General features: G+C 58.6%; 8 protein-coding genes and 2 tRNA genes. 7 read left to right on the forward strand and 3 right to left on the reverse strand.

Features of this window, described 5'->3' with window-relative positions; translation table 11 throughout:
- Positions 1-13: 13 nt before the first annotated feature.
- Positions 14-100 (reverse strand) — tRNA-Leu (locus tag ACOYXH_RS28440).
- Between the two features lie 180 nt (positions 101-280).
- A tRNA-Leu gene (locus tag ACOYXH_RS28445) sits at positions 281-367 on the reverse strand.
- A gap of 226 nt (positions 368-593) precedes the next feature.
- Here ACOYXH_RS28445 and rnr point away from each other — a divergent pair.
- The 7 genes from rnr to dnaB all read left to right on the forward strand — a co-directional run bounded on the left by rnr (position 594) and on the right by dnaB (position 7,891).
- The gene (gene rnr / locus ACOYXH_RS28450) at positions 594-3,224 is read left to right on the forward strand and encodes a ribonuclease R (RefSeq protein WP_460410136.1); all 2,631 of its coding nucleotides are present in this window, start codon (positions 594-596) and stop codon (positions 3,222-3,224) included.
- Positions 3,221-3,988 (forward strand): 23S rRNA (guanosine(2251)-2'-O)-methyltransferase RlmB, encoded by a 768-nt coding sequence (gene rlmB / locus ACOYXH_RS28455; RefSeq protein WP_095047304.1) that lies wholly within the window; start codon positions 3,221-3,223, stop codon positions 3,986-3,988. The genes rnr and rlmB overlap by 4 nt, the downstream gene beginning before the upstream one ends.
- A gap of 306 nt (positions 3,989-4,294) precedes the next feature.
- Entirely contained in the window at positions 4,295-4,717 is a 423-nt protein-coding gene (gene rpsF / locus ACOYXH_RS28460; protein WP_016771938.1) for a 30S ribosomal protein S6, read from the forward strand.
- Between the two features lie 29 nt (positions 4,718-4,746).
- A complete protein-coding gene (gene rpsR, locus ACOYXH_RS28465) occupies positions 4,747-4,977 on the forward strand; it encodes a 30S ribosomal protein S18 (RefSeq protein WP_002551829.1) in 231 nt (76 codons plus the stop codon).
- Between the two features lie 36 nt (positions 4,978-5,013).
- Complete coding sequence (locus tag ACOYXH_RS28470) at positions 5,014-5,907, forward strand: hypothetical protein (protein ID WP_016983782.1); 894 nt, start codon at positions 5,014-5,016, stop codon at positions 5,905-5,907.
- A gap of 19 nt (positions 5,908-5,926) precedes the next feature.
- The gene (rplI, locus tag ACOYXH_RS28475; RefSeq protein WP_003186385.1) at positions 5,927-6,373 is read left to right on the forward strand and encodes a 50S ribosomal protein L9; all 447 of its coding nucleotides are present in this window, start codon (positions 5,927-5,929) and stop codon (positions 6,371-6,373) included.
- A gap of 120 nt (positions 6,374-6,493) precedes the next feature.
- Positions 6,494-7,891 carry a replicative DNA helicase gene (gene dnaB / locus ACOYXH_RS28480; protein ID WP_007915846.1) on the forward strand — a complete coding sequence of 466 codons (1,398 nt, stop codon included), beginning with the start codon at positions 6,494-6,496 and terminating at the stop codon, positions 7,889-7,891.
- A gap of 42 nt (positions 7,892-7,933) precedes the next feature.
- On the opposite strand, the gene ACOYXH_RS28485 is transcribed toward dnaB, so the two are convergent.
- Positions 7,934-12,601 carry an NEL-type E3 ubiquitin ligase domain-containing protein gene (locus ACOYXH_RS28485; protein WP_460413252.1) on the reverse strand — a complete coding sequence of 1,556 codons (4,668 nt, stop codon included), beginning with the start codon at positions 12,599-12,601 and terminating at the stop codon, positions 7,934-7,936.
- Positions 12,602-12,607: the final 6 nt, after the last annotated feature.

Raw genomic sequence — 12,607 nt, forward strand, 5'->3', positions numbered from 1 at the left:
CTTGAATTTGAATTGGTGCCCAGAAGAAGACTCGAACTTCCACGACCGTAAGGTCACCAGCACCTGAAGCTGGCGTGTCTACCAATTTCACCATCTGGGCAATCATCGCTAGCGTTGCCGCTGTTGATGTGGCGCACTATACGGAGCGCGTTTTGATCTGTAAACCCCTGATTTAATTTTAATAAATCAGTTTTAAGAAAAGCCGGGCTTAGAATGCAAAAAACCCGCTTTCGCGGGTTTTGTGTGAGCCTTGAAACTGATCTAGTCTCAAACTCGAAATTGGTGCCCAGAAGAAGACTCGAACTTCCACGACCGTAAGGTCACCAGCACCTGAAGCTGGCGTGTCTACCAATTTCACCATCTGGGCAGTATCGTTAACGCTTGTGCGTCGTCGATGGCGCGCACTATACGGAGCGTCTTTTTAACTGTAAACCCCTGTCAGCAAAAAATATGATTTTTTTTACCGGCGGTGTTCAAAACGGCTTTCAAGCGACGATACAGACCCTCATAAGGGCCTTATATAGTCGGAAATTTCCCGTTTCATGGCGCCTATGCCAAACTAACCCGCATATAGACAAGGTGAAAACTCTCTAATGGCCGATTGGCAGTCCCTCGATCCCGAGGCCGCTCGTGAAGCGGAAAAATATGAAAACCCTATTCCTAGCCGCGAACTGATCCTGGCGCACCTCGCCGATCGGGGTTCGCCTGCTGCCCGCGAGCAACTGGTCGAAGAGTTTGGTCTGACCACAGAAGACCAGATCGAAGCCCTGCGCCGCCGCCTTCGCGCCATGGAGCGCGACGCCCAACTGATCTACACCCGCCGTGGCACTTACGCGCCGGTCGACAAGCTCGACCTGATCCTCGGCCGCATCAGCGGTCACCGTGACGGTTTTGGCTTCCTGGTGCCGGATGACGGCAGCGACGACCTGTTCATGAGCCCCGCGCAAATGCGTCTGGTGTTCGATGGCGACCGTGCGCTGGCGCGTGTGTCCGGTCTCGACCGTCGCGGTCGCCGTGAAGGCGTGATCGTTGAAGTGGTCTCCCGTGCTCACGAAACCATCGTCGGCCGCTACTTCGAAGAGGGCGGCATCGGCTTCGTCGTCGCGGACAACCCGAAGATCCAGCAGGAAGTGCTGGTCACCCCGGGCCGCAACGCCAACGCGCAGATCGGTCAGTTCGTCGAGGTGAAAATCACCCACTGGCCGACGCCGCGCTTCCAGCCGCAAGGCGACGTGGTTGAAGTGGTCGGCAACTATATGGCGCCGGGCATGGAAATCGATGTCGCCCTGCGCACCTACGACATTCCGCACGTCTGGCCCGAAGCCGTTCTGAAAGAAGCGGCCAAGCTCAAGCCGGAAGTCGAAGAAAAAGACAAAGAGAAACGCGTCGACCTGCGCCATTTGCCGTTCGTCACCATTGACGGCGAAGACGCCCGCGACTTCGACGATGCTGTTTATTGCGAAGCCAAGCCGGGCAAGCTGCGCCTGTTCTCCGGCGGCTGGAAGTTGTACGTGGCGATTGCTGACGTTTCCAGCTACGTGAAGATCGGCTCGGCGCTGGACAACGAAGCACAGGTGCGCGGCAACTCGGTGTACTTCCCTGAGCGCGTGGTGCCAATGCTGCCTGAGCAGCTGTCCAACGGCCTGTGCTCGCTGAATCCGCATGTTGATCGTCTGGCCATGGTTTGCGAGATGACCATCTCCAAGTCCGGCGAAATGACCGACTACTGCTTCTATGAAGCGGTGATCCATTCCCACGCGCGTCTGACCTACAACAAAGTCAGTGCGATGCTGGAAAAACCGAAAATCACCGAAGCGCGTCAGCTTCGCGGTGAGTACAACGACGTTCTGCCGCACCTCAAACAGCTTTATGCGCTGTACAAGGTGCTGCTGGCTGCTCGTCACGTACGTGGCGCGATCGATTTCGAAACGCAGGAAACCCGAATCATCTTCGGTACCGAGCGCAAGATTGCCGAAATCCGTCCGACCACCCGTAACGACGCGCACAAGCTGATCGAGGAATGCATGCTGGCGGCCAACGTGGCCACCGCCGAATTCCTCAAGAAGCACGAAATTCCTGCGCTGTACCGCGTCCACGATGGTCCGCCACCGGAGCGTCTGGAAAAACTCCGTGCCTTCCTTGGCGAACTCGGCCTGTCCCTGCACAAAGGCAAGGACGGTCCGTCGCCGAAGGATTATCAGGCGTTGCTGGCAAGCATCAAGGATCGTCCGGATTTCCACCTGATCCAGACCGTGATGCTGCGCTCGCTGAGTCAGGCGGTGTACAGCGCTGATAATCAGGGCCACTTCGGCCTGAATTATGAAGCCTATACCCACTTCACTTCGCCGATCCGTCGTTACCCGGACCTGCTGACGCACCGCGCGATCCGCAGCGTGATCCATTCGAAACAGGACACTCCGCACGTTCGCCGTGCCGGGGCGATGACCATTCCGAAGGCGCGCATCTATCCGTACGACGAGGCGGCGCTGGAGCAGCTCGGCGAGCAGTGCTCGATGAGCGAGCGCCGTGCCGATGAAGCCACCCGCGATGTGGTGAACTGGCTCAAGTGCGAGTTCATGAAAGACCGCGTGGGCGAGTCGTTCCCGGGTGTGATCACAGCGGTCACCGGTTTTGGCCTGTTCGTTGAGCTGACCGATATCTACGTCGAAGGTCTGGTCCACGTCACGGCGCTGCCGGGCGATTACTACCACTTCGATCCTGTGCATCACCGCCTGGCGGGCGAGCGCACCGGTCGCAGCTTCCGTCTTGGCGATACCGTTGAAGTGCGCGTGATGCGCGTTGACCTCGACGAGCGCAAGATTGACTTCGAGATGGCTGAAAAAACCATCAGCGCGCCGATCGGTCGCAAAAAGCGTGGTGCTGAAACCGCTGCGCCTGCTGCCAAGGCTTCGGAAGAAAAGGCTCCGGCTAAATCCGCCAGCCGTCGTCCGGCCAAGGAAAAAGCGGCAGAAGCCTATCGCCCAAGCGACGCCGTGGCGAAAAACGCCGAGCTGCGCAAAAGCCGTGAAATGAAGAAGGCTCTGCTTTCCGACGCTAAAAACGGTGGTAAAGCGGCGTCCGGGGGAAAGACCGGACGGTCGGCGCCTGAAAAGGCCTCCGGCGGCAAGCCAGCGAAACCGAGCAAACACCGTAAGGGGCCGCCAAAAGCGGGCTCCGCTCCAGCCAAAAGTGGCGGGGCACGTAAACCGAAGGCGAAGTCATGAGTCAGTTGGAAAAAATCTACGGCGTTCACGCGGTAGAAGCGTTGCTGCGTCACCACCCGAAACGCGTCAAGCAGATCTGGCTGGCGGAAAGCCGCAACGATCCGCGCGTGCAGACCCTGGTTGAGCTGGCCAACGAAAACCGTGTTCAGGTTGGCCAGGCCGAGCGTCGCGAAATGGACGCCTGGGTTGAAGGCGTGCACCAGGGTGTGGTCGCGGAAGTAAGCCCGAGCCAGGTCTGGGGCGAAGCCATGCTCGACGAGCTGCTCGATCGCACTGAAGGCGCGCCGCTGTTACTGGTGCTCGACGGCGTGACCGATCCGCACAACCTTGGTGCTTGCCTGCGTTCGGCGGATGCGGCCGGTGCGCTCGCGGTGATCGTGCCGAAAGACAAGTCGGCGACCCTGACGCCGGTCGTGCGTAAAGTCGCTTGCGGCGCGGCGGAAGTGATTCCATTGGTTGCCGTGACCAACCTCGCTCGCACCCTGGAAAAACTTCAGCAGCGCGGTCTGTGGATTGTCGGTACTGCGGGGGAGGCTGAGGTCAGCATTTATGACCAGGACCTGACTGGCCCGACCATTCTGATCATGGGCGCTGAAGGCAAAGGCATGCGTCGCCTGACCCGCGAGCACTGCGACTATCTGGTGAAGCTGCCGATGGCCGGTAGCGTCAGCAGCCTCAACGTCTCGGTTGCGACGGGCGTGTGCCTGTTCGAAGCGCAGCGTCAGCGCGGTGCAAAAGCCAAGGCTACTGCCAAGAAATCCTGATCTGCTGCAAATCCCTTGTAGGAGTGAGCCTGCTCGCGATAGCGGTGCAACATTCAGCATCAAAGTTGAATGTTGCCCCATCATCGCGAGCAGGCTCACTCCTACATTGTTTTGTGGGAAGGCGAAGATCGGTGATTGTTCAAATAATCACCAATTGCCTTGCACCTCTTCTGTCCCTTCTCTACAATTGCGCCCCTTGCTGTGACGGCAGGCACGCATGTGCCCCGCGCCAGCAAGTCCATAAGTGTCATTCACTCCTTGTCTGACCGTTTTTGAGCGGCAGGCTACAACCCGTAAGGAGCATTCATGCGTCATTACGAAATCATCTTTTTGGTCCACCCGGATCAAAGCGAGCAAGTCGGCGGCATGGTTGAGCGTTACACCAAGCTGATCGAAGAAGACGGCGGCAAAATCCACCGTCTGGAAGATTGGGGCCGTCGTCAACTGGCCTACGCAATCAACAATGTTCACAAGGCTCACTACGTGATGCTGAACGTTGAGTGCACTGGCAAGGCCCTGGCCGAGCTGGAAGACAACTTCCGCTACAACGATGCAGTGATCCGTAACCTGGTCATCCGTCGCGACGAAGCCGTTACCGGCCAGTCCGAGATGCTCAAGGCTGAAGAAAACCGCAGTGAGCGCCGTGAGCGTCGCGACCGTCCTGAGCACGAAGGCGCCGAAGGCACCGATAGTGATGACAGCGACAACAGCGATAACGCTGACGAGTAATCCACGGACCTTATTAAGGAGCCTATCAAATGGCACGTTTCTTCCGTCGTCGTAAATTCTGCCGCTTCACCGCTGAAGACGTGAAAGAGATCGATTACAAAGATCTCAACACTCTGAAAGCCTACGTATCCGAGACCGGCAAAATCGTTCCAAGCCGCATCACCGGTACCAAAGCTCGTTATCAGCGTCAGCTGGCCACCGCTATCAAGCGCGCCCGCTTCCTGGCCCTGCTGGCCTACACCGACAGCCACGGCCGCTGAGACCGGGCAGTCGACAAGTAGCAAAGGATTGAATGCATGCGTGCCTTAGCTGAGTTCATCATGCGAGGCCGTATGCAGGCCACTCTCGTGGTGGCCGGATGTGCAACATTGCCGTTGTTGTATTGGTTGGGTGCTGCCGCGGGGAGCCTTGTGCTGCTGCGGCGCGGACTGACGGACGCCCTGGGTGTTCTGTCTCTGGGGCTGCTGCCGGCGTTGATCTGGTGGCTGTATGCCGATGACCCACGGGCACTTCTGGTGCTGCTGGGGTCTTCGGGGCTTGCGTTGGTTTTGCGCGCAAGTGAATCCTGGGTCCGCACGCTGCTGGTCAGCGTAGTGATTGGAGTGGTGTTTTCGGTGGTGCTCGGGGCAGCGTTTGCGGCCCAGATCGAGATGCTCGCGCAGGCCTTGATAAAGGTCATGCCGGCGCTTCTTGGTGAAACCTACAAGCAATTGTCGGTCGATGAGCAAGCGCGTTTCGCGTCCCTGATTGCACCGGTCCTGACCGGACTGATTGCGGCGCTGTTGCAGATCGTCAGCGTGCTGAGCCTGATTGTCGGGCGGCATTGGCAGGCGTTGTTGTACAACCCGGGTGGTTTTGGTCGCGAGTTTCGCGCCATCCGGATCCCGCTGGGGCCGGCGATGTTGCTGCTGGCGTTGATGCTTCTGGGCCCGAATCTCGGTGCACAGATGGCCATGTTGACGCCGTTGTGCAGTGTACCGCTGGTGTTCGCCGGACTCGCCCTGATTCACGGGCTGGTCGGGCAGAAGCGACTGGCCGGTTTCTGGCTGGTGGGGTTGTACGTTACGCTGCTGTTGTTCATGCAGCTGATCTATCCGTTGCTCGTGGTCCTGGCCATTGTCGACAGCCTGATTGATTTTCGCGGTCGTCACGTGTCGAAAGACACCGATAACGCGAACGGTGAAGGTTAAAAGTTAAGAGGATTTCCACATGCAACTGATCCTTCTGGAAAAAATCGCCAACCTGGGCAACCTGGGCGACAAAGTAAACGTTAAGGCCGGTTACGGCCGTAACTACCTGCTGCCTTTCGGCAAAGCTACCGCTGCAACTGCTGCCAACCTGGCTGCGTTTGAAGAGCGTCGTGCTGAGCTGGAAAAAGCTGCCGCAGACCGTAAAGCATCGGCTGAAAGCCGTGCTGCCCAACTGGCCGAGCTGGAAGTGACCATCACTGCCACCGCTGGCGACGAAGGCAAGCTGTTCGGTTCGATCGGTACTCACGACATCGCTGACGCACTGACCGCCTCCGGCGTTGAAGTTGCGAAAAGCGAAGTTCGTCTGCCGAACGGCACCATCCGCAACGTGGGTGAATTCGACGTGGCTGTGCACCTGCACGCCGAAGTTGAAGCCACCGTACGCGTTGTCGTGGTAGCAGCTTAAGTAACACCTGATCGGCTGGCGGCTTGTCCGTCAGACGGTTAACATCGGGCACGATCCTGTTTACAGGTCGTGCCCTTTGTCTTTCTGAACTCCCTGTTTTTCCAAATTACACAAGTGGCCATGAACGATATCTCCGCTCCCGAGCAATACGATCTGCAAACCGCTGCCCTGAAGGTGCCGCCGCATTCCATCGAGGCCGAACAGGCTGTACTCGGTGGTCTGATGCTGGACAACAACGCCTGGGAACGCGTGCTCGATCAAGTCTCCGACGGCGATTTCTATCGACATGACCACCGTCTGATTTTCCGTGCGATCGCCAAGCTGGCCGATCAGAACATGCCGATCGACGTGGTGACCCTGTCTGAACAACTGGACAAGGAAGGCCAGACCTCGCAGGTCGGTGGCCTCGGTTACCTCGGTGAACTGGCGAAAAACACGCCGTCCGTCGCCAACATCAAGGCCTATGCGCAGATCGTTCGTGAGCGAGCGACGTTGCGCCAGTTGATCGGCATCAGCACCGAAATCGCCGACAGCGCCTTCAACCCCGAAGGCCGCACCGCCGCCGAGATTCTCGACGAAGCCGAACGCCAGATCTTCCAGATTGCCGAGGCCCGGCCAAAAACCGGCGGCCCGGTAGGTGTGAATGACTTGCTGACCAAGGCCATTGATCGCATCGACACCCTGTTCAACACCGACAACGCCATCACAGGCCTGTCCACCGGCTACACCGACCTCGACGAGAAGACCAGTGGCCTGCAACCGTCCGACTTGATCATCGTCGCCGGCCGTCCGTCGATGGGTAAAACCACCTTCGCGATGAACCTGGTGGAAAACGCCGTGTTGCGCAGCGAGAAGGCGGTTCTGGTGTACTCCCTCGAGATGCCAGGCGAATCGCTGATCATGCGTATGCTCTCCTCGCTTGGGCGCATCGACCAGACCAAAGTGCGTTCCGGCCAATTGGAAGACGATGACTGGCCGCGCCTGACTTCGGCGGTCAACCTGCTCAACGACCGCAAGCTGTTCATCGATGACACTGCCGGCATCAGTCCGTCGGAAATGCGTGCGCGGACCCGACGTCTGGTGCGTGAACACGGTGATGTCGGCCTGATCATGATCGACTACCTGCAACTGATGCAGATCCCCGGTTCCAGCGGTGACAACCGCACCAACGAAATTTCCGAAATCTCGCGATCCCTGAAAGCGCTGGCCAAGGAATTCAACTGCCCGGTGGTGGCGCTGTCGCAGCTCAACCGCTCCCTCGAACAGCGTCCCAACAAGCGCCCGGTGAACTCCGACTTGCGCGAATCCGGAGCGATCGAGCAGGACGCCGACGTGATCATGTTCGTGTACCGCGACGAGGTCTATCACCCGGAAACCGAACACAAAGGCATCGCCGAAATCATCATCGGCAAGCAGCGTAACGGCCCGATCGGTTTTATCCGCCTGGCCTTTATCGGCAAATACACGCGCTTCGAAAACCTCGCGCCGGGCAGTTACAACTTCGACGACGACGAGTGACAGCAGGCCGAAGTTCATCGGCCTGCTGCGACGCTGTATCGATTACAACGTCGCGCCAGTCGCGACCGGGGTTTCCTGCGCGGGCGTGACGTTGGCAGAAGCCGCCTCGATTGTTGTTCGAGGCTGCAATTCCTGCCGCGTCAGCGTTTGGATCAATGTCGCTTCGACGATCGCCAACTGCGCCGTCACATCATCGGTTTGCGATTTGTATTGAGCTTCGCTCAGCAGTCTTTGTGATGACTGGCTGTCGAGAATTTCCTGCCGATCCTGAAACGGCTGGCGACTCGCATCGAATTGCGCCTGGTATTTGTGAATGATGAAGTCCTGCCAGAAATTCATCGACACCAACGCCTGAAACTCTTCAGGCGAGCCATTCAGCGTCGAAATTTTGCGATACGCCGCATCCAGCATTGCCGGGGTAACGCCGGCCATGCCGATAAACGTGAGTGCCTGTGGCTGAAACGGCAATTGCAGCCGATCCCTGAGACCAAAGCGGTAGGCCATGGTCATTTCATGGGGATCGCGTATGCGCAGGTTGTGGCTGTTTCGCAGCTCCCGGGAGGTTGCCGGATCGTCAATGATCGCCCTGCTTGAAGCGATCTCTGCCGCTGCGATGTCGTCGACCTGTTTGAGCCGGAACAATCCTTTGGACAGCGCCACCAAGGGGGCGCCATTCATATCGAGCCTGGCCTGTATGCGCGCCTTGTGAGTCATGGCCAGGACCTGCAGATCGGTGAAGGTGGCTGCGGCAAGGTCAGTGCAGCCGGCTTCGCACGCGCGATCGAACAGTTCTCGACGCAAGGTTCGCGACTGTGGATTGTCCTGGCTGATGACATCGATCACGTCCCAGACCTGGCGCCGGAAGTCGGCATGGTGCGCACGGCTCGCGAGGATGTTGAAGAAGCCGTCTGAGCCTTGCTGCTCGCGCAACGTGCGCCATTGAGTGTTTCTGGCGATCGCTTGATCAGCGGGTAGTCCACTGGTCCAGATCGGAGCGGGGTCTGCGGCTGCCCTTGCAATGGGGCGTTGTGCCAAGGGGAATGACGTTGTGAACAGGTTGAATCTGTTGTGAAGCCCGGTTTGGGCTTCGTCCAGTTGTCTGCGATAAACGCCCATTTGTATCCGCGTCTCATCGGTAATCGGATTATTCGTCAGTAACGTGCCACTGTTCACCTGGACCGAATGCGCTAAGCGCTCCGGGGGCGGAGCAGTGACAAAGTCAGGAATCGTGGTGATCTGATTGTTGCTCAGATCGATCCGGGTCAGCAGGGGTTGATCAAACAGCCCGGTTGGCCACTGCGTGATGCCGGTGTTCGCCAGGGTGACCTCGCGCATATCGGTGATCAGGCTGAAATCTGGCATCACACCGAGTTGGGGATTGTTGTCGATCCAGAGTGCTCTGAGCGTTGTGCGTCCGGCCAGTATCCGCGCCGTTTCTGCATTGAGTTCAAGTTGGTTGTGCTGCAGGAACAGGCGCGTCATCCCGTGCATTTCTCCTACTGCCGGGGGCAAGTCCCTGAGGCGATTGTTCGACATGTCCAGCCAGCGCACATGACGAAAACGGGTGAGGAAGCCTTCCGGTGACTCCGTCAGGTTCATGCCGCTCAATCTGAGTGAACCCACATGGCTGAAGTCGATGCTCAGATCCGGCAGGGTCGGCAAGGTCAGGCCGCTCAAGTCCAGTTCCAGACCGATCGGTGTGCCGTCGAAAGCATGTTTTTGCGCCGTCTCGCGGCGCCAGCAACTGATGATCCGATCCCGCGCTGCAGTGCGGTCATTACGGGTGGTGGCGTTGATTTGCAGCTGATTGGCACGCACGTAACGCAGGCGGTTGCCGCCCCCGGAAAAGACCCAGTCGTCGAGCTGGGTTTTCAGAAGATCGAATTCTTGTTCCAGCGCGAGCAAGCGTGGTGCCACGGTGCCTTTGTCATGATTCCAGATGAACTCCCTGCACTCCTTGATGGTTTTGCTCGGGAACAGGTTTCGATAACGCTGCGCCCTGGAGTCTTCGCTATCGAATACGGCGGGATGGGCCGGCTCCATCAGCTCGGGGTGAGACTCTTTAAGGCGTCGCCAGTAGCCGTCGAATTTTCGCCAGTACACGGAGGGGAAGTCGTTGCCTTCAAGGCGCGTGACATTGTTGATCCGCGCGACGACAGCCAGCGTCTCGGGTGTCGGGTTGAAATTGGCCTGGGGAACCTCGCTCAAGCGATTGTCGCGCAGGTCCAGGTGGTTCAAAGCGGTTTTGTCGAGCAGCCCGGCAGGCCACTGACTGAGGCCCGTGTTTTTCAGGTTCAATGCCTGCAACCCGGACATGGCGCTGAAGTCGGGCACTGCCCGCAGTTGATTGTTGGACAGATCGATCTGTTTCAACTGGTGCAATGCACCGAGTGCCAAAGCGCTTTGCTCATCCAGTTTTATCTGGTTTGAACTCAGATCCAGATAGTTGAGTTTGTCCATCTCGGTGATTTTTTGCGGCAGTTTATCGATGCCGGAGTTAACGATGGTCAGGCTTTCCAGATTGGGGCAATTGGACAGAAGCGTATTGGCGGTGTCCGACCAGGTTACCGAGTCGAGACTGAGGGATTTGATGTGACTGAAATCCACGGTTAGCAGGGGTAATGGACCGTACAGCGGTGGCAGTTTCAGTACGCCGTCCGATTCGCCCAGCCAGCAGCCTCTGATGATTCTTGCCAGACGGGTAGCGTTGACTCTTTCCGGGCCCATGGCTTGGGCCGGGCCGGGTTGGCTGTCGGCGATGTAGGCCTGCAGTTGCGTTTCCAGTAACTCGAAACCGGCAATGCGTCGCGCGATCTGCTCTTCGGCGCCATCACCCAGGGCGAGCAAATATTCCCTGGCGGCTTGCGGATTCTTGTCTGGATACATACGCCGCACCATCGCCACTTCGGGAATATCGCCATCCAGTCTGAACGCGTCTGCGCGGGAGCCCGTGCGCATCGCCGGATAGTCGGTCACTACGCGGCGCCAATAAACCTCAAGCGTTCGCCAGTAACCGGCCGGGAAGGGGTTGCCTTCAATCAGGGTGACCGAGTTGATACGGGCGATCGCCAGTAGTTCATTGTTTGACGGGTCAAGGATCGGCTGTGGAATTTCGCGCAGTTGGTTATGGCGCAAGTCGACCACGTCCAGTGCCACCTGATCGCGTAAACCGCTGGGCCAGTGATCCAGTACGGTGTTGCTCAGGTTCAATGACCGAAGTTGCGACATGCCGCGAAAGTCCGGGACTCTGCCAAGCGGGTTGCTCGACAGGTCGAGGTGTTCAAGCTGCTTGAGTGCGCCCAGTTTTACTGCTGCCTGCTCATTGAGCTGGATTCGGTTCGAGCTCAGCTCCAGAGCCTTGAGAACGGTCATCGGCGCGATATCGGACGGCAACTTATCCAGGGTGGAGTGAGTCACCGACAGTTTCTCAAGGTTGGGAAAACTGCCAAGGAAGGTATCGGCGGTGTCCGACCAGGCGACCGCTTTCAGCTCCAGAGTTCTTACATGGCTGAAATCAGCCGTCAGCGGCGCAAGGATTGCCTCTCCCAAATCAAGTTTCAGCGTCGTTCCCGTCTGCCGCTTCCAGCAACGTTTTATTTCTTCGACAGCACGCTCCACCGCGGGATGTGCAGCTTCGTTGGGGGCCTGCGAGGATGTCTTCCTGATCCAGGACGCGAGATCCGCCTTGAGCGCCCTGTAACTGGCCTCGCGTTGGGACAGATAGCCGCGGACGTCATCTCCGTGCGAATGCAGAAGCCGGGTGATCTCATCGCTGTCGAGGGCCGGGAAGAGCTTTCGAGCGCGGGACTCTGGCGTGCGCAAATGATTGATCGCGCTGGCAAACCGTTGCAGCAGGCCAGGATGCGCGGGGCTGCCTGGCTCGCTGCGGAACATGCCGCCGGCACCCCCGACCGCCGTTCCCAGCCAGCCTTCGCGAGCATCGTAAATGATCGGCTCCGAGCGCCCGGGGCGTGTAGCAATGTAGGTATTGGTGCTGTCGCTGGCCACCGGATCTTGCGCACGGACGATACGCATCACCGCTGTCGACGGGGTCGAGGCATCGGTGTCGTGCAGAACCTGATAACTGTGGTTGTCGATCACCGCATAGAGTTTACCGTTGAGCCGGTGAAGGCCATCGCTGCCCCTTTGAATGCCGCTGAAATCCAGTGGCGTGCGGAAAGCTTCCAGGCGGCTGCTCGACAATGGCACACCGATCGGCTCGAAGTGTTCCAGCTCATGCCAGAGTCCCGCTCTGGAGTCACGCAGCAACACGGGCCCCGAGGGACTGGATTCGCTGGGCAGCCTGGCCCGATACAGTCCTGTTTGCGCATCTTTGCCGAGCAGCACGATGCCGCCGGGTACATCGGCATATTGGCGGCCCTTGTGCGTTCTCAAGCCGTCAGCGTTGCGATCCGACAAACCGCTCGCCGTAGGCACCCAGTAGTGTTCCAGGGACTGGCTAGCCGCACGCGGATTTTCAATCGGCAACGCGGGTCGATGAATGGTGATGCTCGGAGCCGGCTCGATCGCGTCGATATCGGCTGGCGTTGGTAAGCGGCCCGGTCGTGGTGTTTGCCCACCGGGTATCGAGACCTCTAAATCTGTGCGCGGTGGCAGGTCGAGGCGCGGGGTGTCCACGTCTGGCACAGCGTTTTGGCGAACCGGGGGATTGCCGGAATTGTTGCCTCTGGGGGGCGATTTAACGGGCATGTCTTT

The sequence above is a fragment of the Pseudomonas sp. Mb7 genome, assembly GCF_054790525.1.